The sequence below is a fragment of the Erwinia endophytica genome, from assembly GCF_009295515.1.
Taxonomy (GTDB): Bacteria; Pseudomonadota; Gammaproteobacteria; order Enterobacterales; family Enterobacteriaceae; genus Erwinia; species Erwinia endophytica.
This window is the reverse complement of sequence record NZ_RQVV01000040.1, coordinates 54,026-77,122: the sequence shown is the minus strand read 5'-3', so window position 1 is coordinate 77,122 and position 23,097 is coordinate 54,026. Positions and strand designations below refer to the sequence as shown.

General features: G+C 54.0%; 21 protein-coding genes. 7 read left to right on the top strand and 14 right to left on the bottom strand.

Annotation, left to right across the window (positions count from 1 at the left end; genetic code table 11):
- Nucleotides 1–102 precede the first annotated feature (102 nt).
- Nucleotides 103–1,572, bottom strand: a complete 1,470-nt coding sequence (ansP, locus tag EH228_RS12780; RefSeq protein ID WP_152322041.1) for an L-asparagine permease — start codon at nucleotides 1,570–1,572, stop codon at nucleotides 103–105.
- Nucleotides 1,573–1,889: 317 nt separating this feature from the next.
- Between ansP and narQ the strand changes: the two genes are divergently transcribed.
- Together narQ and acrD are read left to right on the top strand one after the other, a co-directional pair.
- Nucleotides 1,890–3,569, top strand: a complete 1,680-nt coding sequence (narQ, locus tag EH228_RS12775) for a nitrate/nitrite two-component system sensor histidine kinase NarQ (RefSeq protein ID WP_152322040.1) — start codon at nucleotides 1,890–1,892, stop codon at nucleotides 3,567–3,569.
- A gap of 302 nt (nucleotides 3,570–3,871) precedes the next feature.
- On the top strand, nucleotides 3,872–6,985 hold the full coding sequence (gene acrD / locus EH228_RS12770; RefSeq protein WP_152322039.1) for a multidrug efflux RND transporter permease AcrD: 3,114 nt from the start codon (nucleotides 3,872–3,874) through the stop codon (nucleotides 6,983–6,985).
- A 130-nt stretch (nucleotides 6,986–7,115) separates the two neighbouring features.
- Here the strand turns inward: acrD and EH228_RS12765 are convergent, their stop codons facing one another.
- The gene (locus tag EH228_RS12765) at nucleotides 7,116–7,310 is read right to left on the bottom strand and encodes a hypothetical protein (RefSeq protein ID WP_152322038.1); all 195 of its coding nucleotides are present in this window, start codon (nucleotides 7,308–7,310) and stop codon (nucleotides 7,116–7,118) included.
- A 144-nt stretch (nucleotides 7,311–7,454) separates the two neighbouring features.
- Here EH228_RS12765 and EH228_RS12760 point away from each other — a divergent pair, with 144 nt between their 5' ends.
- The 3 genes from EH228_RS12760 to EH228_RS12750 are packed head-to-tail and all read left to right on the top strand — an operon-like array spanning nucleotide 7,455 to nucleotide 9,144.
- Nucleotides 7,455–7,814 carry an ArsC family reductase gene (locus tag EH228_RS12760; protein WP_152322037.1) on the top strand — a complete coding sequence of 120 codons (360 nt, stop codon included), beginning with the start codon at nucleotides 7,455–7,457 and terminating at the stop codon, nucleotides 7,812–7,814.
- Between the two features lie 2 nt (nucleotides 7,815–7,816).
- Nucleotides 7,817–8,944, top strand: coding sequence for a succinyl-diaminopimelate desuccinylase (dapE, locus tag EH228_RS12755; protein WP_152322036.1), 1,128 nt, complete (start codon nucleotides 7,817–7,819; stop codon nucleotides 8,942–8,944).
- An 11-nt stretch (nucleotides 8,945–8,955) separates the two neighbouring features.
- Entirely contained in the window at nucleotides 8,956–9,144 is a 189-nt protein-coding gene (locus EH228_RS12750) for a YpfN family protein (protein ID WP_152322035.1), read from the top strand.
- Between the two features lie 36 nt (nucleotides 9,145–9,180).
- On the opposite strand, the gene ypfH is transcribed toward EH228_RS12750, so the two are convergent.
- The 6 genes from ypfH to dapA form a co-directional block, all read right to left on the bottom strand.
- The gene (ypfH, locus tag EH228_RS12745; protein ID WP_152322034.1) at nucleotides 9,181–9,876 is read right to left on the bottom strand and encodes an esterase; all 696 of its coding nucleotides are present in this window, start codon (nucleotides 9,874–9,876) and stop codon (nucleotides 9,181–9,183) included.
- Between the two features lie 83 nt (nucleotides 9,877–9,959).
- Nucleotides 9,960–11,975 carry a tRNA(Met) cytidine acetyltransferase TmcA gene (locus EH228_RS12740; protein ID WP_152322033.1) on the bottom strand — a complete coding sequence of 672 codons (2,016 nt, stop codon included), beginning with the start codon at nucleotides 11,973–11,975 and terminating at the stop codon, nucleotides 9,960–9,962.
- The gene (gene ypfJ, locus EH228_RS12735; protein WP_152322032.1) at nucleotides 11,975–12,841 is read right to left on the bottom strand and encodes a KPN_02809 family neutral zinc metallopeptidase; all 867 of its coding nucleotides are present in this window, start codon (nucleotides 12,839–12,841) and stop codon (nucleotides 11,975–11,977) included. The genes EH228_RS12740 and ypfJ overlap by 1 nt, the downstream gene beginning before the upstream one ends.
- A gap of 254 nt (nucleotides 12,842–13,095) precedes the next feature.
- Nucleotides 13,096–13,809, bottom strand: a complete 714-nt coding sequence (gene purC, locus EH228_RS12730; RefSeq protein ID WP_152322031.1) for a phosphoribosylaminoimidazolesuccinocarboxamide synthase — start codon at nucleotides 13,807–13,809, stop codon at nucleotides 13,096–13,098.
- Between the two features lie 129 nt (nucleotides 13,810–13,938).
- Nucleotides 13,939–14,973 (bottom strand): outer membrane protein assembly factor BamC, encoded by a 1,035-nt coding sequence (bamC, locus tag EH228_RS12725; protein ID WP_152322030.1) that lies wholly within the window; start codon nucleotides 14,971–14,973, stop codon nucleotides 13,939–13,941.
- Between the two features lie 15 nt (nucleotides 14,974–14,988).
- The gene (dapA, locus tag EH228_RS12720; protein ID WP_152322029.1) at nucleotides 14,989–15,867 is read right to left on the bottom strand and encodes a 4-hydroxy-tetrahydrodipicolinate synthase; all 879 of its coding nucleotides are present in this window, start codon (nucleotides 15,865–15,867) and stop codon (nucleotides 14,989–14,991) included.
- A 157-nt stretch (nucleotides 15,868–16,024) separates the two neighbouring features.
- Between dapA and EH228_RS12715 the strand changes: the two genes are divergently transcribed.
- Nucleotides 16,025–16,594: a glycine cleavage system transcriptional repressor gene (locus EH228_RS12715; RefSeq protein ID WP_152322028.1), complete on the top strand. Its 570-nt coding sequence runs from the start codon at nucleotides 16,025–16,027 to the stop codon at nucleotides 16,592–16,594.
- A 2-nt stretch (nucleotides 16,595–16,596) separates the two neighbouring features.
- Nucleotides 16,597–17,064 carry a thioredoxin-dependent thiol peroxidase gene (bcp, locus tag EH228_RS12710; RefSeq protein WP_152322027.1) on the top strand — a complete coding sequence of 156 codons (468 nt, stop codon included), beginning with the start codon at nucleotides 16,597–16,599 and terminating at the stop codon, nucleotides 17,062–17,064.
- A gap of 112 nt (nucleotides 17,065–17,176) precedes the next feature.
- On the opposite strand, the gene EH228_RS12705 is transcribed toward bcp, so the two are convergent.
- The 6 genes from EH228_RS12705 to EH228_RS12680 all read right to left on the bottom strand — a co-directional run bounded on the left by EH228_RS12705 (nucleotide 17,177) and on the right by EH228_RS12680 (nucleotide 22,617).
- Complete coding sequence (locus tag EH228_RS12705) at nucleotides 17,177–18,013, bottom strand: phosphodiesterase (RefSeq protein WP_152322026.1); 837 nt, start codon at nucleotides 18,011–18,013, stop codon at nucleotides 17,177–17,179.
- A 20-nt stretch (nucleotides 18,014–18,033) separates the two neighbouring features.
- A complete protein-coding gene (locus EH228_RS12700; protein WP_152322025.1) occupies nucleotides 18,034–19,014 on the bottom strand; it encodes an ABC transporter ATP-binding protein in 981 nt (326 codons plus the stop codon).
- Nucleotides 19,014–19,835, bottom strand: coding sequence for an ABC transporter permease (locus tag EH228_RS12695; protein ID WP_152322024.1), 822 nt, complete (start codon nucleotides 19,833–19,835; stop codon nucleotides 19,014–19,016). The genes EH228_RS12700 and EH228_RS12695 overlap by 1 nt, the downstream gene beginning before the upstream one ends.
- Nucleotides 19,835–20,638 carry an ABC transporter permease gene (locus EH228_RS12690; RefSeq protein ID WP_240116288.1) on the bottom strand — a complete coding sequence of 268 codons (804 nt, stop codon included), beginning with the start codon at nucleotides 20,636–20,638 and terminating at the stop codon, nucleotides 19,835–19,837. Before EH228_RS12690 ends, EH228_RS12695 begins: the two co-directional genes overlap by 1 nt.
- Nucleotides 20,639–20,712: 74 nt before the next feature.
- Complete coding sequence (locus tag EH228_RS12685) at nucleotides 20,713–21,729, bottom strand: ABC transporter substrate-binding protein (protein ID WP_152322022.1); 1,017 nt, start codon at nucleotides 21,727–21,729, stop codon at nucleotides 20,713–20,715.
- 282 nt (nucleotides 21,730–22,011) lie between these two features.
- Complete coding sequence (locus EH228_RS12680; protein WP_152322021.1) at nucleotides 22,012–22,617, bottom strand: DsrE family protein; 606 nt, start codon at nucleotides 22,615–22,617, stop codon at nucleotides 22,012–22,014.
- Nucleotides 22,618–23,097 lie beyond the last annotated feature (480 nt).

The window sequence follows — 23,097 nt, the reverse complement described above, 5'->3', positions numbered from 1 at the left end:
GCCAGAGGGAAACTGACGGCCCATGCTTCGACTTCTGAAATATGAACAGAGATAAAAAAAGCGACCACCAGTGGGTCGCTTTATGAATGAGTCTGTCAGTGATTATTTACGCAGATCGTCGCCAACCTTTGCATGTTCGGTCTGCGCGACCTCGTTAACTCGCTTACGTACACCGAACCAGCCGAGGACCAGGATTAACGCAATTAACGGTAACGAGGCAATGGTCCAGGTACCATTCGGGTAATCGAGCGCCATCAGCACCAGTACACTGGCGAGGAACAGCAGCGTCAGCCATGAGGTGAACGGCGCGCCAGGCAGTTTGAAACTGACGTCTTCGGCTTTTCCTTCTTTAATGGCTTTCCGCAAACGCATCTGACAGATAACGATAAAGCCCCATGAAGAAATAATCCCCAGCGACGCCACGTTCAGCACAATTTCAAACACGCGAGACGGGACGATATAATTCAGGTAAACACCGATGATGTACACGCCAATCGTCACCAGAATCCCCATGTAAGGCACCTGCTGACCGCTCATTTTCGACATGAACTTCGGCGCGGAACCGCCCATTGACATGGAACGCAGGATGCGTCCGGTGGAGTACAAGCCAGAGTTCAGACTGGAGAGCGCAGCGCTCAGCACCACGATATTCATGATGCTACCAACATAAGGCACGCCCAATTTAGAGAAGAAGGTCACAAACGGACTCTGGCCTGCCTGATAGGCATTCCACGGCAGCAGCAGCACCAACAACACCACCGATCCGACATAGAACAGGCCAATACGCCAGATAACACTGTTAATCGCTTTCGGCAGCATGGTTTTCGGGTCTTTACATTCACCCGCCGCCGTTCCTACCAATTCGATAGAAGCGAAGGCGAAAACCACCCCCTGCACCAGTACCAGCGCCGGTAACAGGCCATGAGGAAAGAAACCGCCATTATCGCTAATCAGGTGGAAACCGGTTGTATTGCCATCCAGCGGTTTACCGCTGCCGAGGAAGACCACCCCCACGATCAGGAAGATAACAATAGCCAGCACTTTAATCAGCGCAAACCAGAATTCCATCTCGGCGAACCACTTCACGCCGATCATGTTCATGGTCCCGACAATGGCCAACGCGCCCAACGCGAAAATCCACTGTGGAACATCGCCAAAAGCCCCCCAGTAGTGCATATACAGCGCCACTGCGGTGATATCGACGATACCGGTCATCGCCCAGTTAACGAAGTACATCCAGCCTGCCACATAGGACGCTTTTTCGCCGAGGAACTCACGGGCATAAGAGACAAAACTGCCGCTGGAGGGGCGGTGCAATACCAGTTCCCCCAGCGCGCGCAATATGAAGAAGGAGAAGATACCACAGACTAAATAGACAATGGCCAGCGCGGGACCTGCAATCTGCAGGCGGGCACCCGCGCCAAGAAACAGACCCGTACCAATCGCCCCACCGATCGCAATCATCTGCACGTGGCGGTTATCCATTGCTTTTTGATAACCGGAATCATGGGAATTTAACCAACGTCTTCTTGCGGCACGCTTATCTGCAACCGCTTTTTTATCAGCTTTCATTTTCTATCCTATTATCCTGTCCACAGTAATACGGCCCCCTTCCCAGGTGTCCGGATTTATCTATGCCGACCAAACGATTGCGCATCAGCACAAACCTCTGGCCAAGCCCTTTCTTCCTGTAATTATATTCTTGGCGGAAGTGGGTAAATTGCGGCGATGCATCCTAACCGTTCTGTAATTCTGACGCAAAAATTCTGTGGTGGAAATCGTGAGTGTTTGTAATTTTTGACTGTTAGCGCAAAAAATACGCATACCACGCAGTCGATCATGCCCGTTGCGCCGGTATACTCCTGTTTCTCACTGTGAGGATATAATGGATGTTAAAACGCTCTGTCACCAGCAGCCTGGCCCGCGCTCTGTTTGCCATTGTGGTGCTGGCGGTGCTCTCTTCCGGTCTGGCGCTGCTAACTCTGTCCGCCAGTCTGCGCGATGCCGAGGCGATAAACATCGCCGGATCGTTGCGGATGCAGAGTTACCGCCTGGCCTGGGATGCCAGCAACGGCTCTCCTGACCTGCCCCACGACATTCTCAATTATCAGCAGTCGGTGACCGCACCAGCGTTGCATGCGCTGCAACGGAGTTATGTTCCCACCAGCGTGAAGGAACGTTATCAGGCGTTACTGCTTTCCTGGCAAAAACTCCAGCCCGAACTGCTGGCAGGCAAGACACAGCATTATCAGCAGCAGGTTGCGCACTACGTGGCGGAAATTGATCACTTTGTCCTGGCGTTGCAACACTGGGCCGAGTTGAAAATGACGCTGGTTGTCAGCGCCAGCCTGTTGGGCTTTATCGCCATTGCGCTGCTGGTGTTCTGGACGCTGCGGCTGGTACGACAACAGGTCGTCACGCCGCTCAACCAGTTGGTGCAGGCCAGCCATGAGATAAAACGGGCTAACTTCCGCTTCGGACGGTTGAATACCGCGTTACCTAATGAACTTGGCGTACTGGCGCAGGCCTTCACCCATATGTCGCGGGAACTGGAAAAACACTATATTCATCTTGAGCAGGCAATAAAAGAGAAGACCAGTGATTTACAACAGGCTAATCGCAGGTTGACGCTGCTTTACCGCTGTTCACAGATACTGACCAGCCCACAACTGAGCGGCGGCAGAGCCTATCCGCAAGTACTGGAACAAGCGCTGGAACACGCCGAGCTTTATGCCATTGAACTCATCGCCCCGCCTCATTGTCGGATAACCGTCGGTAAGGTTATTGAGCACCAGCAGTGGCTGCGCTTGCCACTGGACGCAGCATCTGGCAGCCAGGCGGGAGAACTGCGCTGGCAGGCGTTATACAGTGAACCCCAGTTGATGCAAGGGCTGGCGAGTATGCTGACCCGTGCGCTACAGTTGGAACGTGCCGAGCAGAAAGTCCGTCATCTGTTGTTGATGGAAGAGCGCGCGACTATCGCCCGCGAGTTACATGATTCACTGGCTCAGTCGCTGGTCTACCTGCGGATTCAAATCACGCGTCTGAAGCGAATGGTCAGCAACGATGACTCGCCCGCGCAGAATATTGTCGCTGAAATTGACCGGGCGCTGACCGAAGCCAACAGTCAACTGCGCGAACTGCTGACCACCTTTCGTCTGTCGATTGAACCCGCAGACCTGGGCACGGCGCTGCAACAGGTCGTGACCCAACTCCAGCCACAAACCGCCGCGGAAATGTTACTGACAGGTAACCCTTCACAACAGCACTTCAATGCGCAGCAACACGTGCATATCCTGCAGATTGTGCGCGAAGCGTTGCTCAACGCGATCAGACATGCCGATGCCACACAGATTATCCTGCGCTGCGGTCAGACGGATAATGGCGATAATCTGATAGAAATTAGTGATAACGGTCAGGGCATGACCTCGCCGCAAACACATCCCAACCACTACGGTCTGACGATTATGCAAGAGCGGGCGAAAAACCTGAACGGCCAGTTGAAGATCAACGTCGCGCCTGGCGGCGGCACAGTGGTCACATTACAATTTCCGCGCAGTGGAGACTGATGCTCCACATCCAGGGAAATTCGCCTGCAGGGCTGGTCAATACCCTGTAAACCGTTGCCAGCCCAGGTGTTGTCGCAGCCCGTGTCATTCGATCTGGTAACATGGGGTCCAACGAAATCGCACGATAATTTACATTTTCCCCTCAATTTCTCCACGATTATTCGACCTGTGGTAGGTAAAGTGAACGGGTACCGAAGCCTATTGAATAAATTAAACAATTTGTTCTGGCCAACGGTTAAAAATTCGTGCGCAAGGAGTGATGCGCCTTCATTCCTTGATAGATTGCCTGGAGTTCATATTCAATGGCGAATTTTTTTATTGATCGCCCCATCTTCGCCTGGGTGATAGCGATACTGCTGTGCCTGACTGGCACACTGGCTATTTTATCGCTACCTGTTGAGCAATATCCCGACCTTACGCCACCCAATGTCCGTATCACCGCGAACTATCCCGGAGCGTCTGCCGAAACCCTGGAAAATACCGTGACCCAGGTTATTGAACAGAACATGACGGGCATTGATAACCTGATGTACATGTCCTCCCAGAGCAGTAACACTGGGCAGGCCACCATCACCCTGACTTTTGTGGCTGGCACCAATCCGGATGAAGCCCGTCAACAGGTGCAAAACCAGTTGCAGAGCGCGCTACGTAAATTACCGCAGGATGTTCAGTCCCAGGGCGTCACCGTGACCAAAACCGGCGATGCTAATATCCTGATGGTGGCGTTTGTTTCCACTGACGGCAGTATGGATAAACAGGACATCTCCGACTACGTCGCCAGCCATGTTCAGGACCCGCTGAGTCGTATCAACGGCGTGGGTGAGGTAGATGCTTACGGTTCACAGTATGCGATGCGTATCTGGCTCGATCCCAACAAAATGATCGATTATGCCGTGACCACCTCAGATGTGGTCAGCGCCATTAAAGCCCAGAACAGCCAGGTCGCCGTCGGTCAACTGGGAGGGCTGCCCGCGGTGAACAGGCAAGCGCTGAATGCGACGATTAACTCGCAATCACTGCTCCATACACCTGAGCAGTTCCGCAATATCACCCTACGCGTGAATCAGGATGGTTCAGAGGTCAAACTCAGCGACGTCGCCGACGTCGCTATGGGGGCCGAGAAATATGACTACGAGAGTCAGTACAATGGCCACCCCGCTTCCGGCCTGGGTATCAAGCTGGCCTCCGGTGCCAACGAACTGCAAACCGACAAACTGGTGCGCGCGCGTATCGCGGAGCTTTCTCGCTACTTCCCGCACGGTTTGAAGGCCGAAATCGCCTACGAGACCACGCCATTTGTCACCGCCTCAATTGAGGATGTAGTGAAAACACTGTTCGAAGCGGTGTTACTGGTATTCGTGGTGATGTATCTGTTCCTGCAAAACTTTCGCGCGACATTAATTCCGACCATCGCGGTACCGGTGGTGCTGCTCGGCACCTTCACCATTCTTTCCGCTTGTGGTTCCAGTATTAACACTCTGACGATGTTTGCCATGGTGCTGGCCATCGGATTGCTGGTGGATGATGCCATCGTGGTGGTGGAAAATGTCGAACGCATCATGAGTGAAGAAGGACTGTCACCCAGAGAAGCGACGCGAAAATCAATGGGGCAGATTCAGGGCGCGCTGGTCGGTATTGCGCTGGTGTTGTCAGCGGTGTTTATTCCGATGGCATTCTTCGGTGGTACCACTGGCGCTATTTATCGTCAGTTTTCCCTCACCATCGTTTCCGCGATGGTGCTTTCGGTACTGGTGGCGATGATCCTCACTCCTGCCCTCTGCGCCACCTTGCTTAAACCATTGCCGCCGGGGCATCATCACGGTCAGCGGGGGTTCTTCGGCTGGTTTAACCGGGTGTTCAACAGCAATGCAGAGCGCTACGAGCGGGGCGTCGGTAAAATTATCGCTAAAGCCGGACGCTGGTTGTTGTTGTACCTGCTGATCATCATCGGGATGGTCTTCCTGTTCCTGCATCTGCCGACGTCCTTCCTGCCGCTGGAAGACCGTGGTGTCTTTACGACCCAGGTGCAATTGCCGCCAGGCTCAACACTGCAACAAACCCACCAGCTGGTGAACCAAGTTGAGCAGTATTATCTGACCCACGAAAAAAATAATGTGCTGTCGGTATTCTCCACGATCGGTGCAGGCCCCGGCGGTAACGGTCAAAACGTGGCGCGTATGTTTGTGCGCCTGAAAGACTGGGGGGATCGTTCCGGCGCAGAAAACAGTGCTTTTGCCATTATTGAACGCGCCACCAAAGCCTTCCGCAACGTCAGTGAAGGACGGGTTATCGCCAGCAGTCCTCCGGCGATCACCGGACTGGGCAACGCCGCCGGTTTTGATCTGGAGCTGCAGGACCACGCCGGACTGGGCCACGATGCTCTGATGAAAGCGCGTGATGAACTACTGGCGAAAGCCAGCCATAATCCATCGCTGGTTCGTGTGCGCCACAATGGGCTGGATGATACCCCGCAGTTGCGCATCAATATCGATCAGCACAAAGCACAGGCACTGGGCGTATCCATTGATGACATCAATAATACCCTGCAAACCGGCTGGGGCTCGACCTATGTTAATGACTTCCTTGACCGTGGCCGGGTGAAAAAGGTCTATGTACAGGCCGCGGCGCCCTACCGGATGTTGCCGGATGATCTCGACAAATGGTATGTCCGTAATAGTGGCGGCGGTATGGTGCCGTTCTCCACCTTCGCCACTACCCATTGGGAAACCGGTTCTCCACGTCTGGAACGCTATAATGGCTATTCGTCAGTGGAAATCGTCGGAGAACCTGCCCAGGGAGTCAGTAGTGGAACCGCGATGGATATTATGGAAAAAATCGTCAGCCAGTTACCTGACGGTTTTGGCCTGCAGTGGACTGGCGCGTCACTGCAGGAACGCATGAGCGGCTCACAGGCTCCGGCGCTGTATGCTATTTCGCTGCTGGTGGTGTTCCTGTGTCTCGCCGCACTGTATGAGAGCTGGTCGATACCGTTCTCGGTAATGCTGGTGGTACCGCTTGGCGTAGTAGGCGCGCTGTTAGCCACCTGGCTGAGCGGGCTGGAAAACGACGTCTACTTCCAGGTTGGGTTACTGACGGTTATCGGCCTGTCGGCGAAGAATGCCATCCTGATCGTGGAGTTTGCCAATGAGCTGCATAGCCAGGGACGTAACCTGCTGGAAGCCACGCTGGAAGCCTCCCGTCAGCGTCTGCGTCCCATCCTGATGACATCACTGGCATTTATTTTCGGTGTGCTGCCAATGGCAGTCAGCCATGGCGCAGGCTCCAGTAGCCAACACGCCGTGGGTACCGGAGTCGTTGGTGGGATGACTTCTGCCTGTATACTGGCCATCTTCTTCGTGCCGCTGTTCTTCGTGCTGATACGCCGGCGCTTCCCGGCGAAAGCGAAACCGAGATGACCGGAGCGACAATGTGTGGTGCGGCACGGTTTTGCCGTCAGACACCACACATTAAGACAAATCCGCAGGCAGACGGGGCTGACATGATAATTGCTGAGCGGCAGCTCAAAAACCAGGGAGACCGTCGCGGTTATTTCAAAACAATCACTTTGTCGTAACCACCGCTGTCACTATCAATATGCGTTTTAGCCTCCGGGTACTCGGCGAGTACCGCCTCAACGATGTGATTGAACTCATCGCAGCGGCTCTTTTTCTTTCTGGCGATAACTATCATCGACTGGGTCTCTTCAACCGTATGAACGGAAGACGCTTTCAGATAATTCATGTGGCCCCTCCTTCTCGCTAAGTCTCTGTCTCTGTGGTGTTATATCACCTTTCCATGCTGTCTTGCAGGCGCATCCGTTGTAGACTAAACACCTGAACAGTATCGAATATAGTTGAAACCCATAAAAAAAAGAAGGGAATGGTTATGCTGAAGATGTACGGCATCAAAAATTGCGACACCATCAAGAAGGCCCGTAAATATCTGGATGCTAACGGCGTGGCCTGTCAGTTCCATGATTACCGTGCCGATGGCCTTACGGCGCCGCTTCTGCAAAGCTTTATCGATACCCTGGGCTGGGAAGCGCTGCTCAATACCCGGGGAACGACCTGGCGTAAATTGAGTGAAGAAACACGCAACGCCGTGAATAATGCCGCGACCGCGCGGGACCTGATGCTTGAACAGCCCGCCATCATCAAACGCCCATTGCTCTGTCGCGCCGACGGCTCTATGCTGCTGGGTTTCAGTGAAACCACTTACCAATCCTTTATCGCGGAGAAATCCTGATTATGTTTTGTCCGGTCATTGAGCTGACGCAGCAGCTTATTCGTCGTCCTTCCCTCAGTCCGGATGATGCCGGTTGCCAGGCCATTATGATCGCGCGTCTGCAAGCGCTGGGGTTCACTGTCGAGCCAATGAACTTTGGCGACACCCTGAACTTCTGGGCCTGGCGCGGCGAGGGCGAAACACTGGCCTTTGCCGGCCATACTGATGTGGTGCCGACCGGCGATGTCAGCCGCTGGATCAATCCGCCGTTCGAACCCACTATCCGTGATGGCGTGCTCTACGGTCGCGGCGCGGCAGACATGAAAGGTTCGCTGGCGGCGATGATCGTTGCCGCAGAACGCTTTATTGCCCATCATCCCAACCATAAAGGTCGTCTGGCTTTTCTGATAACCTCAGATGAAGAAGCCAGCGCGACTCACGGCACGGTCAAAGTGGTTGAGACGTTGATGGCGCGTAACGAACGGCTGGATTACTGCCTGGTCGGCGAACCTTCCAGCACTGAAATCGTCGGTGACGTGGTGAAAAATGGCCGACGTGGTTCAATGACCGCCAACCTGACCATACACGGCGTGCAGGGACATGTCGCTTATCCGCATCTGGCCGATAACCCGGTCCATCGCGCGCTCCCCGCGCTGAACGAGTTAGTGGCGACGGAATGGGACCAGGGTAATGAATTTTTCCCGCCGACCAGTATGCAGATTGCCAACGTGCAAGCCGGAACCGGCAGCAACAACGTGATCCCCGGCGAACTCCTGGTGCAATTCAACTTCCGTTTCAGCACCGAACTGACCGACGCGATGATCAAACAGCAGGTGCAGGCGTTGCTGGAACGCCATCAGTTGCGTTATAGCCTGGACTGGCAGGTCTCCGGTCAGCCCTTCCTGACCGCCAGCGGCAAACTGGTCAATGCGGTAGTGAAAGCCGTTGAGCACTATAATGAAATTAAGCCGCAATTGCTGACCACTGGCGGCACCTCTGACGGACGCTTTATTGCCCGAATGGGCGCTCAGGTGGTGGAATTAGGACCGGTCAATGCCACCATTCATAAAATCAATGAAAGTGTGAAAGCCGCTGACTTGCAACTACTGAGCCGCATGTACCAGCGCATTATGGAACAGCTGATAGCCTGACAGGTGAAAATATGGAATTTTTTAAAGAATACGGGTGGATCCTGGTGATCCTGCTGATGGTGGGCGTACTGATGAACGTCTATAAGGATCTGAAACGCATCGACCACAAAAAATACATGGCGAACAAACCGAAACTGCCGCCCCATCGTGATTGCAACGATAAGTGGGACGACGACGATGACTGGCCGAAAAAACAATAAACCCGCCCGGCCGGGGCCCTCGCCCCAGCCCGCGCATCAAATCAGGCTTATCACATCCTCATCACCTGGCGTACTGCCACTCAGCGCCTCGTCAAAATACCGCTTCGGCACCGTATAATGCAGATGATCGAGCGCATACTGCATCGCACGATGGTCAATAGCATGAGTTAAATCCTCAACGATATTCAGCGTCACATCACCGCCCAATTCCAGCAGTTTCGCTTCAGCCTCCTGCGCGTAATTCAACGGCACCTGGTCGTCGTCGTCCCCGTGGATCAAGTGGATGGTGGTACGCCGGGGGGCCTGCTGCGGCAAGCTGGCAAAACGCCCGGAGAAGACCACCACTCGCCCCGCCAGATTCGGCGCGGCTTTGATCCCTTCCAGCACCATCGTGCCGCCCTGCGAAAAACCAATCAGCGCGGTGGCTTCAGCCTTGATGCCACTTTCCTGTTGCCAGTGATGAACCGAATCAACAAAATCCCCCATCACCGCATCCACGCAATATTGCCGATGTTCATCAGTCAGGTTATCAGTGGCATACCACTGGCGGAAATTATCGCTGCCCGACACCGGTGCGCCAATGCTGATAACCAACGCCTGCGGGAAAGATTCAGCGAACCAGCGACCAATCTGTCCCATCGCCACCGGGTTATCGCCTGCGCCGTGATAAAGCAGAAATAACTGTGACGGAGTGGACACGGGGCGTTGCACGACAAAATGATCAAGTTTCATGATTTCCTCCTCAGGGATGTCGGAGTGACTATACGCTGGCTAACGTTGAAGAAAAGTGAGAATTATTGACCAGGATGTTGGATTTAATTTAACGATTTAATGCAACGTTGCCAGTCGGCACTGCGGCTGGCGTCCAGTGCGTCCAGCGCCTGCCGCACTTCCTGTCGCCACCCCGCCAGCAAGGCTTTTCGCCCCGTCAGGCCAAACTGCTGGCACAATGCGGCTGGGGTTAAACGGTTAAGCAGTATTCCCTGTAGCAACGGCAACCCTTGCCACAGGTTAACGAGGCGCCCCAGCGCGCCGATGCTGGCTTCAAACGGTCGGTGCGCCCAGGCGAATCCCGCCAACTCACGCCAGTCATACTCATCCAGTTCATCATCGTGTCGGGTCAGCGGCAGCTCCAGACTGACGCCAGCGACAAAGCGTTGTAACCAGGGCCAGTCCCGCGCCAGTCGGTCAGCTGCTCTGTCAGCCAATGCCTGCCCCTGCGCACTCAACGGCAACAAAGCCATTGCCGTATAGCAACCACTGCTGGCTTCCGGTTTACACCCCAACCGCACCAGCCGGAAGCCGCATGCCTGCCAGAACCGCCATAGCGACGAAGTATAACCAAAGCTCACCGAGAGAAAATCCAGCCCCTCCGCCCGTTCCTGACTTTGCCGCACCATCTCTCGCCCCATGCCGCACCGTCGTAGCGCCGGAGAGATAGCAATACGGCTGATACGCCGTGAACGCATCCGGGCCGCTTCCGGCCAGCCTGCATGGGCCGCAAGAGACTGCGCCACCAGATTACCGCCAGGCCTCCGCAGTCCGGCCCACACCGCCTGAGCCAGCATCTCGCTCAGGCCCCCTTCATCCACCAGCCACAGCGCCCCCTGCACCGTCTCCCCCTGCAATGCCGCGCTGAAGTGCATCCCCGGCGCGTCCATCATCCGCCGTAAATCCAGCGGCGAGGTGCGGTAATGGGCACTGGCGAGCAACTGATACATTCCCTCATTCACCTGCGGCGTTGTGTGCCAGTCAGCCTGCAGCGGAAAACAATAATCGATCGCTGCCTGGCCGCTCAGGGGCTCCGCTTCGGTAAACAACAGTGCGTTATCGACAAATCGCTCCAGCGGATCATGCGGCGACCAGCGTAATGGCTGGTCCAGTTTCAGAACCGTGGCATCTGGCAAGCTGGCGCAAAACTTCAACAGAAATCCGCGCCCGGTTCCTTCATACCCCTGGTGCGTGGTGGTAAGCAGCACCCGGGGCGCGAGACGCACCAGCTTATGCAGCAGCGGCGCTGGAATGGCCGCGGCTTCATCAATCAGCAACCAGTCAATATCCGGCAAGCATGGGGACAGTGACCGCGCAAGCAGTTGGTCAGGGGCCATGAACGTAAAGGCCTCGCCGGCGAATTTCGCCAGCACCTCAGTAGAAGCCTTAGCGGGAGCGGTTATCAGGATACGTCCAGGCCAGCGTGCTGCCAGCAAACCAGCCAGCGCTGATTTCCCCCGCCCTCGCGGGGCAATCAGCACAAAGATACCAGGCTGACTGGCGATCAATTCATCCAACAACCGTTGCTGTTGTGACCGGTCATCAGGCTGCCAGTCGGACGTTGGTGGCAGAGCGGGTAATTGCAGGGGGAAATGCTGCCGCAGAATAGCCACCTGCGGGTCCTGTTGCATCAGCCGTTGCAGGCGATGGACAAAGTTCGGTGTCGGGATCGGGGAGTCGGTCTCACTCCAGCGTAATGAGTCAGTATCCGGCTGGCTGGGCCAGTTCTGCCATGCAGGAACCAACAGCAGCAACCAGCTTCCGGCCTTCAACGTACCGCTCAGCGCCGCCAACGCATCCGCGTTAAACCCCTCACGCGCGTCAAAAACAGCATGTAAAAATTCCTGCCCGAGCAGTGTGCGCACGGCATGTGGTGCGCAGTGCGGCTTGCGGTACGGTATATTCCCCAACCACAACCAGTCACCCGCCAGCAAGGCCATCCACTGTTCAGCCTGCTGCAGGCACCACACCGCCTCACCGCTGATCACCAGCATCTGCCGCATACCCTGACGCTTCAGCGCGGCGGTATGGGCAATGATCTTCTCGCTGACTTCAGCCATCAGCTACGGCTGAAGGTGTCGCACTGGCCAGGATGACCACTATCGAACCCTGTTTTGAACCAGCTGTAACGTTGCTGTGAGGTACCGTGAGTAAAGCTGTCTGGCACCACCCGTCCCTGGCTCTGCTGTTGCAGCCGATCGTCGCCAATCGCGTTGGCAGCATTTAACGCCTGTTGCAAATCGCCTGTCTCAAGCACGTTTTCCTGCTGCATATAATGCCCCCACACGCCAGCAAAACAGTCAGCCTGTAGCTCCATTTTTACCGACAGTTTATTCGCCTGAGTCTGGCTGCCCCCCTGCTGCAACTGACGAACTTTGGCGTCAATGCCCAGCAGGTGCTGTACATGGTGCCCCACTTCATGGGCTATCACGTAACCCTGGGCAAAATCGCCGCCCGCGCCCAGTTTATTTTTCATTTCGTCATAAAAAGAGAGATCGATATACACCGTGCTGTCGGCTGGGCAGTAAAAAGGCCCCATCACCGACTGGCCAGTACCGCACCCCGTGCGCGTTACGCCGCGGTACATCACCAAATGGGGCGGTGTATAGGTTTTACCCATTTTCTGGAAAATTGTCGCCCAGGTATCTTCCGTCGTGGCGAGGATCACTTTGGTGAATTTGGCCGCTTCATCCTGCTGCGGATCGCTGTGCTGCCGCTGTGGGGCAGGCTGCGAAAGCGTGGTTGATTCACCACTGAGCAATGGCGTTAAATCATAGCCATAGTAACCGGCAATCATGACGATAATCAGCAGGATAATCCCACCCTTGCCGCGCGGAATACGGATGCGGCCACCGCCCATTGCATCGCCAGATTGATCGCGACGGTCTTCCACATTGTCACTCTCGCGACGCCCTTGCCAACGCATAAATTACCCCTTGTTATAATCACCTTGCGCTTAATGCAGTGATTCTAGTCGGCGAGACGGATTAACACCAGCATCGGGGTATATGACGACAGTATGGAGACATTTCAATAAGTAATAGAAAACGCGGAAGGAAAAGCGCCGGGAGGCTGAACGAACATCCCGTATTCCATCACGGATGACGGCACTTTTAGCATTTCTATACATGGCAGGCGGGTAGCAACATTGAACCCACCCGCCTGCCACTACGGTAGTTATCAGCCCAGCTTAACGCCCAGACGATTTGCGACTTCTTCGTAGGCTTCAATCAGACCACCGAGACTCTGGCGGTAACGGTCTTTATCCATTTTGTTCAGGGTTTCTTTGTCCCACAGGCGCGCGCCATCCGGGGAAAATTCGTCGCCCAGCACCACTTCACCTTTGAACAGACCAAACTCCAGCTTGAAATCCACCAGAATCAGACCCGCATCAAGGAACAGCTTGCTCAGCACCTCATTAGCCTGCAAAGTCAGCTCACGCATGCGCGCCAGGTTCTCTTTGCTCACCCAGCCGAATGTTTCACAGTAGGACTCATTGATCATCGGGTCGTGTTTGGCGTCGTTCTTCAGAAACAGGTCAAACAGCGGCGGGTTCAGGATAGTCCCTTCTTCCACGCCCAAACGCTTCACCAGTGAACCCGCCGCGCGATTACGCACCACGCATTCCACTGGCACCATATCCAGTTTCTTCACCAACGCTTCATTGTCAGAGAGCAACGCTTCCATCTGGGTCGGGATCCCGGCTTCCTGCAGTTTAGTCATAATGAAATAATTGAATTTGTTGTTAATCATTCCCTTACGATCAAACTGTTCGATGCGCTCACCGTCCAGTGCTGATGTATCGTTGCGGAATTCGAGTACCAACAGATCCGGATTTTCGGTGCTGTATACGGTTTTCGCTTTGCCGCGATACAACTCAGCTTGCTTTTGCATCTTCTTTAACTCCACATAATAGAACTGAAAATATTGGCGGGAACTATTGTACGTTCTGCGGCGAAAAAACCGAAGCAATCGTTTACGCAGCAACAAAGAAAAAAGGCCGGAACTGTCCGGCCTGTTATGTTATTTACTGAAGGCAGCCTGGAATACCGCCACCAGTGCATCATTTTGCGACTGAGTAAGCGGATGGCCTTTAGGATCGAGGAATTGCAAACTACTGCGGTTATCCAAATCGCCGACCTGCAGCTTATAATCTCCATCAGGAAGATTAGGATCTTTAGCACCCAACTGGTCCCAAACATCACTGCCGGGTGCCTTATAAGTCACTTTGAGGCTACCTTGCGAACGGTTATTGTCGGTGACTTTCATCCCAACGCGGCCCAGCGCGGCAGGCAGACGTCCCCAGACGACGTTAAATGGCGCACGGACGATCAGATTTGGCAGGCCGGTATCATCAGCGCCGCTCTGTACATCAATCTGAGTCGCGCTACGTTTAGCGGCGGCATCTTCACGCGAACTTTCGATCTTATCCAGACCACTGCTCAGCTCATTCATCATCTGCGCGGTGTAGCGCTGAATCTGTACTGGCGAAGTGACGCTTTTGCCTTCCTGTTGCAGTTCCAGCAACTTAACGGTCAATGCCTGCTGGTAACCCTGCTGCTGAACATTTATCTGGTAGCGCCCCCGATACTGATGGTCTTCATCCGCGCGGTTCCATTGCACCCAGTCAGTCGACAACGTCTGGCTGGCGTCATCACGGCTGGCGATAGGGTAATGACGCGCCTGCACCACATCCACCACCTGCGGCCACAACGCGCCGCTGCGATTGTTATCCAACATCAGCACGCCTGAATTGCCCGTAAACTGGGTACGGGCGCCATTGAGCAGCGCCAGCGGCTGAGCGGGCGGACGAATATCCAACTGTTTGCCTACCGCCCCGCTAGTACTGGCGGGTGGAATATCATAATCCCCGTTTTGCAGCGGCAGGATCATCCCTGCAGGCGCTTGCAAATCTTTGACGTCAGCGGCCTGCAAATAGGATTCGTCGCCACTAACCTGACGCTTGTAACGTTGATCGCTGGAACAACCAGCCAACATCATCACCAGCGATAATCCAACGACTTTCGCGACCGTGGATTTTTGTACTGAGTAAGCCATTAATTCTCCCTAAATTTACAGCAGGCCTGCGTTTTTCAATGCCTGCTCAACAACCGGACGACCAGCATCAGTCATCGGCGTCATGGGCAGACGCAACGTGTCGGTTGCAATTAATCCTAATTTCTTAGCAGCCCATTTTACCGGGATAGGATTAGGCTCAATGAATAGCTTCTGATGCAGATGCATCAGGCGCTGATTAAGGCGGCGAGCTTCCACAAAGTTACCCTGTTGTGCAAGCGAGCAAAGCTCTGCCATTTCGCGCGCGGCGACATTTGCCGTCACCGAGATGACCCCCCGTCCCCCCAACTGCATGAAGTCCAGAGCAGAGGCATCATCGCCGCTGATCAGGATAAAGTCTTCATCAACCAGCTCTTGGATCTGGCTAACCCGCGATAAGTTCCCGGTGGCTTCTTTAATTCCGATAATATTTTTGATCTTCGCCAGACGACCAACGGTTTCCGGCAGCATGTCACAACCGGTACGCGACGGAACATTATACAGTATCTGCGGCAGGTCGGTGCTCTCGGCAATCGCTTTAAAATGTTGGTACAACCCCTCCTGAGTAGGACGGTTATAGTAAGGAGTGACGGTCAGACAACCCACTACGCCGCTTTTTTCGAAGCGTTTGGTCAGCGCTATGCCTTCCGCCGTAGCATTAGCACCGGTTCCTGCGATAACCGGGATGCGACCATCGGCCAGTTCCAGGGTCAGCAGCACCACATCAGCGTGTTCTTCATGGCTCAGCGTGGCAGATTCACCAGTGGTTCCTACCGAGACGATTGCCGAGGTTCCGCTGGCAACATGATAATCAATCAGTTTTTTCAAACTCGCACGGCAGACATACCCTCTGTCATCCATCGGCGTAACGAGCGCAACAATACTTCCCGTGAACATTAGCCATCCCCTCCACAAACAAGTACTGCATGGTACGGTTTACCGCTATTGAAAAGCAAGCGTACATGCCGTCTGGCCTCTTGGCAGAGGGTATTTTTTATGTTTACCTTAGCGTTATCACAATGGCTAATCATCTTGACGGACAGGAAACATCATTTTGCCGCTGTCAGAGCAACATCATCTGGTTATCACCGCACTGGGAGTCGACCGCCCGGGAATTGTCAACACCATCACCCGTCACGTCAGCAGTTGCGGTTGCAACATTGAAGATAGCCGTCTTGCCATGCTGGGGGATGAATTCACCTTCATCATGCTGCTTTCCGGCAGTTGGAATGCCATTACGTTGATTGAATCCACCTTGCCGCTCAAGGGCGCCGAGCTGGAACTGCTGATAGTGATGAAGCGCACCACTTTCCGCGAGCGGCCACCAATGCCTGCGACGGTCTGGGTGCAGGTGGAAGTCGCCGATTCTGCGCATATTATCGAGCGTTTTACCGATCTCTTTGATTCGCATCAGATGCATATCGCCGAATTAGTGTCACGCACTCAACCCGCGCAAGAAAATCAACCGCCGTTGCTCTATATTCAAATAACGGCCCACAGTCCTGCCAGCCAGGATGCCTCATTTATTGAGCAGGCATTTAACCGCCTCTGTACAGAGTTGTACGCGCAAGGCACTATTAGCGTGGTCCAGTATCCACAGCATGATGAAAAAATGGAGATGTAGTGATGAATCCACTGAAAGCCGGTGATTTAGCACCGAAATTTAGCTTGCCCGATCAGGATGGCGAACAAGTAAATTTAACCGACTTCCAGGGACAACGCGTTCTGGTGTATTTCTACCCGAAAGCGATGACGCCAGGTTGCACCGTACAGGCGTGTGGCTTGCGTGACAGCATGGATGAGCTGAAAAAGGCGGGTGTTGAAGTTCTCGGTATCAGCACCGATAAGCCAGAAAAATTGTCACGGTTTGTTGAAAAAGAACTCCTGAACTTCACCCTGCTTTCAGATGAAGATCATCAGGTTTCCGAACAGTTTGGTGTCTGGGGCGAAAAAACGTTTATGGGCAAAACCTATGACGGTATTCATCGCATCAGTTTCCTGATTGGCACTGACGGTAAAGTTGAAAAAGTGTTTGATGATTTCAAAACCAGTAACCACCACGATATTGTGCTGGATTATCTAAAATCAGCCTGAGATTAAAACGGGCGGATATCACTCCGCCCATTAGCAATATCTCCCCGGCGTCGGTTCTGTTACCCACATCCCCCTGCCGCGTGGTGATAACGTTCATCCCTGATAATCAGCATTAATCGATGAGACCGTTCTCATCATAGAAAGGGTAAGGTCCGTCGAAGGCGTCAATCACGCATTGATGTGTAATGACTCCCTGATCCGCCGTCCAGCGATGCAGCAGAAAACCCGCGGGTTCCAGACAGAAATTAGCGATGCCCTCTTCCCGCAGATCAAACACCACCTGATGGGAAACCCCTGGCGCACTGCACGCCAGCGTGCCGGCAAAGTTAATGTGCATACTGCGGTGCAGATGGCCGCACAACACACGTTCGACCTGTGGATGGCGCGCAATTACTTCGGCCAGCGCCTGAGGATTGACCAGCCGCTGACGGTCCATATGCCCAATGCCGCTGATGAACGGAGGATGATGCAACATCACCAACGTGGGGCGCGTCGGCTCCGCGCTCAGCCGTTCAGCCAACCAACCCAAACGTTCTGCGCACAACGCCCCCTGCGGCTGTTGTGGCACAGTGGAGTCCAGCGCCAGCAAACGCAGTGGCCCGCACTCGCCCTCCCACTGGATAAATTCCTGCTGCTGGAACAGATAGGGTTGATCGGCGAAAACCCGTCGCATCATCTGCCGGTCATCATGGTTACCCGCCAGCAACCAGAACGGAATATCCAGTGACTGCAACGCCTCTTTCAGGGTCTGATATTCAGACTCATGACCGAAATCCACCAGATCACCGGTGATAACCACGGTGTCAGGACGCGGTTGTAGCGCATTTAAACGGGCAATCACCTTGCGCAGCGCCCCGAGGGTATCCACTTTACGGTACGACAATTTTCCGTGAGCTTTAATATGCAGGTCACTAATTTGCGCGACCAGAACAGCTTGCTGATTGGACATTTTTTCTCCCCTTCCCGATCTCAGAAATTCATCAGCACATCATCATTGATCAACATGCCCACCTGCTGACCGGGCTGCCAGCGTTCCCGGGCCGAACACTCAACCTGGACCGGTTTATCCATGCCAATATCAATCAACAGTCGCTGACTGGCGCCAAGAAACTGCATTCCGACAATACGTCCGCTACGCTGACCCGTGGTCACCTCGCTCAACCGGATATCTTCCGGACGGCAATAACGCGCTGGAGAACCTGGCTGTGCCGCGCTGATACAGTTAATGGCGCCGACAAAATCAGCCACAAAGCGTGTGGCAGGATGCTGATAAATCGCCTGCGGAGTCGCTATCTGCGCAATTCGCCCGCGTTCCAGCACCGCGATACGGTCACCCAGCGCCATCGCTTCTTGCTGATCATGCGTCACATAGACCGCGGTCATGCCCAGCTTGCGCAGCAGATGGCCGATATCTTCCCGTAACCGATCCCGTAACTTGACATCCAGCGCCGCCAGCGGCTCATCAAACAGCAAGACCTTAGGCCGGGCAGCCAGTGCGCGGGCCAAAGAGACACGCTGTTTCTGGCCGCCAGATAACGCCTGAACAGGTCGCGTGGCCAACGGCAGCAGATCGACCATCGTCAGCATCTCATCGACTCTTGCGCGGATATCAGACTTCGGTATGCCCTGAACACGCAAACCATAAGCGACGTTTTCAGCCACGTTCATATTCGGAAACAATGCGTAGTTCTGGAATACCATGCCGACATTGCGTTGCTCAATCGGCAGCGCGGTGACATCCCGATCGCCAAACCATACTTCGCCACCCGCATCCGGTGATTCCAGACCACTGATAATACGCAGGGTGGTGGTTTTACCGCAGCCTGACGGCCCCAGCAGCACCAGGGTTTCCCCAGCCACAATATCCAGGTCCAGTGGGTACAAAGCGACAACGCCACCAGCAAAAGTGCGAGAGCATTGACGTAAATGAATACTCAGCGAATGTGTCATCAAACCGTCTCCTTAACCTGTCGCGCACGCATAGCGGCCTGGCGCTGAGTCAATTGGTTCAGCCCGCTCAGCGCCAACAGCAATGGCAGAATCATCATCAGGAAAATCAGGGTATAAGCGGATCCCACTTCCAGCCGCATTGAGGCATAGCTGTCCGCCAGCCCTACCGGCAGGGTTTTAGTCAGCGGCGTGTGCAGCATCCAGGTAATGTTGAACTCGCCGACTGACAACGTCAGCACCATAAATGCCCCCGCCAGGATGCCGTTGCGGCAATTAGGCACAATCACGCTGAAAAAACGTCGCCAGAAACTCGCCCCCAGGCTTGCCGCGGCCTCTTCTAACTGTCGCAATTGACTGGCACGCATTACCGCCAATACGGGACGCACCATAAATGGCAGTGTAAACAGCACATGGCCAATCAGAATAAACAGCCAGCTGTCACGCAGACGGTGGAAACCGCCATAAATCAAGATCAGTCCCAGCGCCGTCGCCAACCCTGGCAGCGCTACCGGTAACAGCAGGAATTCTTCAATACGGCTGGCCCAGCGGGACGGCGTCTTCAATAATCCCCAGGCGGCTGGCACCCCCAGCACCAACACCGAGGCCAGACAACTGATCGCAATCAGCAGCGACAACCAGAAGGTATCGGCATACATCTGCCAGACTTCGATCACCCAGCGCAGGGTCAGGCCGCTTTTCAGGCCGATAAAATAGTTCCCGGTGACTCCCGCCAGCAGTGACAATACGATAGGCACCAGCATGAACAGGCACAGGCTGAGCGTGAAAATCAACTGTAGCCAAAACAGAGCGGAACGTTTCATCACCCCCCTCCCCGATGTTCACCGGCCAGCCTGCGCGCCAGCACCAGCGCCAACCAGGCGACGCCGCCCATCACCACCGACAGCGCGGCGGCCGTGGCAAAATTAGCGTAATTGGTAAATTCACCGTAAATCGTCAGGGGCAATACATTCAGGTCGGTACCGAGGGTAAAAGCGGTACCAAACGCGCCCATACTGGTGGCGAAACAGAGAGCGCCGCTGGAAAACAGCGCCGGAGACATCCCCGGAACAATCACATCCCAAATGACCCGCCACGGGTTAGCACCAAGTGAACGGGCGGCTTCTTCCAGTGAGGTATCCAATTTTTCGCATGCGGCAACCAGTGTCATCACCACCCGGGGAATGGAGAAATAGAGATAACCGATAAACAGACCGCTCAGCGAATAAGCAAACATCCAGCGCTCACCCACCAGCGCCAGGCCGACTTGCGCCAGCAAGCCTTGCCGCCCGGCCAGCATCACCACCAGAAACCCCACCACCACACCGGGAAAGGCCAGCGGAAACGTCAGCACAGCCAACAACAGTGAACGACCGACAAAGTGATGGCGGGCCAGAAAACAGCCGACGATGGCGCAAATCGCTACCGCCGACAGGGAAACCAACAGAGAAAGCAGCACGGTAATGCCGAGACTGCGCAGATACTGCACATGGACCAATATCGTCCAGTAGGCCGTCATCCGGGTGTTGTTATCCGGCTGCGTGCCCATCATGACCAATGCGGCAAATGGCAGCAGCCAGAAAGCGGCAAAAAATACCAACGCCGGAACCAGCATCCATGGCACCATTCTACGGCGAGGCCGGCGAGTGAAACGTGCCCCGGTCACCGGGTATACATCGCGGTGGACTGACGGTACGGACATTACTGCATCTCACTCAGATAACGGGCAGAAAACGCTTTCTGTGCATCAGCCATCTGCTGATAATCCACCGTTTTCGCCCGCGCATAGTCGCTGTCCGGCAGAAAGCCCTGCTTCGCCTCTGCCGACATGGCGCTGAGGCGTACTGGTCGCAAATAGGCATTAGCCCAAATCGCCTGTCCCTTATCGGATAAGACATAATCGATAACTTTCTTGCCGTTATCAGCGTGAGGCGCATTTTTCACTAAGCTGATGACATACGGAACGGTGATGGTGCCCTCTTTAGGAATAACGAAAGCAACATTAGCATGGTCGGTATATTTCGCCCGATAGGCGTTGAAGTCATAATCCAGCATGATCGGGATCTCGCCGGAAAGCACGCGTGCATAGGCGGTCTGTTTGGGAACGATTGGCTGGTTGGCCGAAAGCTTTTTAAAGTACGCCAGGCCAGGCGCAAAATTCTGCAACGTGCCGCCCAGCGCCAGATTTGCCGCCACAGCACCGACATACCCCACAAAAGCGCTGGAAGGATCAAGAAAACCGATCATGCCTTTGTATTCCGGCTTCAACAAGTCAGCCCAGGACTGCGGAACCGGCAGGCCGCCCAACGCATCAACGTTAACCATAAAGCCCAGGGTGCCGGAGTGCAGCGCGACCCATTTACCCTGCGGATCTTTCATGCCCGCCGGAATATCATCCCATTCAGCAGGTTTATAATCCGCCACCACACCGGATTTCGCCGCCTGAATACCAAATGTCACGCCGAGATACACGACATCCGCCACCGGGTTAGCCTTTTCCGCGACCAGTTGCGCCAGCGCCTGGCCCGAGTTTTTGTTGTCCTGCGGGACGTTAATGCCTGTGTCTTTAGCAATAGCGTGTAACTGAGTGCCCCAGTCCGCCCATTCCGGTGGGCAGTTATAACAGATAGCATCAGCGGCCATCACCTGTTGGCTGACCAGAATCGCGCCAGCCAGTAGTGCGGCGGCTATTTTGCTGAAAGGTTTACGCTGTAACATACATTTTCCTGGCTGTTGATATCGTAAAGGCGTTGGCCAAATATGATGAAGCCGTCTTGCGCTTATATTGACTACTCAGTGCATGCTTCCGGTATGGGAAATTATCAGCGCTTTATGACAGAAAAATGAATGACGAACAGCGGCGGGGATACGTCCAGAGAACAACATCGGCAGCAACAACCAGGGTCTTAGTGTTCAAAACTCTTGAACGTCAGACACATGAGAGACGACGTCCTGTTCGGCGGGTCGCTGACCCGCCTGACAGTAAAGACGCCATACAGTTCACATCGCGAGGAAAGCATAGCCCTGGTTTTCCAGCGTAGAAACCGTCGTCGGACTGGATAACGCATGGGTGACCGATTTATCTATCCAGTCACGCTGGAAGTGATGAAAAGCCACCGACTGATCGCAAACTGATACATCCACCCCTTTGCTGCGTAGTTCACTGATCAGCTTGAGATTGGGATTATCCATACCAAACATCTTTTTATATTGCTCGTTATTCAACATTGCGGGAGTACCATCGCCGGTCACCGAAACGACAAATTTAAGCTGCCCGACGGGAACGCCTGATGCCACATATAAGTTCACGACACGAGCAACACGCTCCAGACCCAGGTTAGGATCGTTCGGGCCATTTTCCGCTTTAGTTATTTGGAAAATTATTTTATTACTGTCGCGGATGGAGGGTTTATAGGCTACATCAGATTCGTAATGAATCTTGCCATATCCCGCAATAGCCGGCGTTGACCAAAATCCTTCCGGGTCAGTGGGCTGGGATGTGAAATGTCGGTCAAATTTCTCTACTATTTCGGGAGCCTTAGACATACTGGCTCCGACAAATCCCGCCACCACGGCGATCAACACATAGGATACAACTTGGCGCATAGAATACTCTCCGTAACGGGGTTACAGGTCAGATAATTGAGGATTAAAAGTCATCGTCTTGCCGGGTTTCGCCAGCACCCGTAGATCTATAACATAACCAGAGCAGAATGTTACGCGGGAAAAAAGTTGAAATAATGGATTTACGTCAGGTGGAGATGATTACTGGCTGGCCATACCCTCCCCTGTATTTCCCTCACGTTAGAATACTCGTAAAAATATAAGACCATTTCATACTGAATCCGCGGAAATACCCCCCCATAAAAATCAATCCTGAAGCTCATCATATTTATTTTATATTGGTCATATTTTAGCGCTAACCTAACAAGTGACATCCGCTCACTGACATTGAGTAAACTGTCAGGCAGTTTAATACGTGAGACCTTTATTAAATAAAATTATTGCGAATGGAATTATTATCACCATCGTATTATTCACATTTAAATATGGCTCTAAATAAAAACAATGGCTCAAGATAAAAAA

Coding starts and splice junctions, on each gene's coding strand:
- ansP (WP_152322041.1), bottom strand. CDS start 1,572: ATGAAAGCTGATAAAAAAGCGGTTGCAGATAAGCGTGCCGCAAGAAGA.
- narQ (WP_152322040.1), top strand. CDS start 1,890: ATGTTAAAACGCTCTGTCACCAGCAGCCTGGCCCGCGCTCTGTTTGCC.
- acrD (WP_152322039.1), top strand. CDS start 3,872: ATGGCGAATTTTTTTATTGATCGCCCCATCTTCGCCTGGGTGATAGCG.
- EH228_RS12765 (WP_152322038.1), bottom strand. CDS start 7,310: ATGAATTATCTGAAAGCGTCTTCCGTTCATACGGTTGAAGAGACCCAG.
- EH228_RS12760 (WP_152322037.1), top strand. CDS start 7,455: ATGCTGAAGATGTACGGCATCAAAAATTGCGACACCATCAAGAAGGCC.
- dapE (WP_152322036.1), top strand. CDS start 7,817: ATGTTTTGTCCGGTCATTGAGCTGACGCAGCAGCTTATTCGTCGTCCT.
- EH228_RS12750 (WP_152322035.1), top strand. CDS start 8,956: ATGGAATTTTTTAAAGAATACGGGTGGATCCTGGTGATCCTGCTGATG.
- ypfH (WP_152322034.1), bottom strand. CDS start 9,876: ATGAAACTTGATCATTTTGTCGTGCAACGCCCCGTGTCCACTCCGTCA.
- EH228_RS12740 (WP_152322033.1), bottom strand. CDS start 11,975: ATGGCTGAAGTCAGCGAGAAGATCATTGCCCATACCGCCGCGCTGAAG.
- ypfJ (WP_152322032.1), bottom strand. CDS start 12,841: ATGCGTTGGCAAGGGCGTCGCGAGAGTGACAATGTGGAAGACCGTCGC.
- purC (WP_152322031.1), bottom strand. CDS start 13,809: ATGCAAAAGCAAGCTGAGTTGTATCGCGGCAAAGCGAAAACCGTATAC.
- bamC (WP_152322030.1), bottom strand. CDS start 14,973: ATGGCTTACTCAGTACAAAAATCCACGGTCGCGAAAGTCGTTGGATTA.
- dapA (WP_152322029.1), bottom strand. CDS start 15,867: ATGTTCACGGGAAGTATTGTTGCGCTCGTTACGCCGATGGATGACAGA.
- bcp (WP_152322027.1), top strand. CDS start 16,597: ATGAATCCACTGAAAGCCGGTGATTTAGCACCGAAATTTAGCTTGCCC.
- EH228_RS12705 (WP_152322026.1), bottom strand. CDS start 18,013: ATGTCCAATCAGCAAGCTGTTCTGGTCGCGCAAATTAGTGACCTGCAT.
- EH228_RS12700 (WP_152322025.1), bottom strand. CDS start 19,014: ATGACACATTCGCTGAGTATTCATTTACGTCAATGCTCTCGCACTTTT.
- EH228_RS12695 (WP_152322024.1), bottom strand. CDS start 19,835: ATGAAACGTTCCGCTCTGTTTTGGCTACAGTTGATTTTCACGCTCAGC.
- EH228_RS12690 (WP_240116288.1), bottom strand. CDS start 20,638: ATGGTGCCATGGATGCTGGTTCCGGCGTTGGTATTTTTTGCCGCTTTC.
- EH228_RS12685 (WP_152322022.1), bottom strand. CDS start 21,729: ATGTTACAGCGTAAACCTTTCAGCAAAATAGCCGCCGCACTACTGGCT.
- EH228_RS12680 (WP_152322021.1), bottom strand. CDS start 22,617: ATGCGCCAAGTTGTATCCTATGTGTTGATCGCCGTGGTGGCGGGATTT.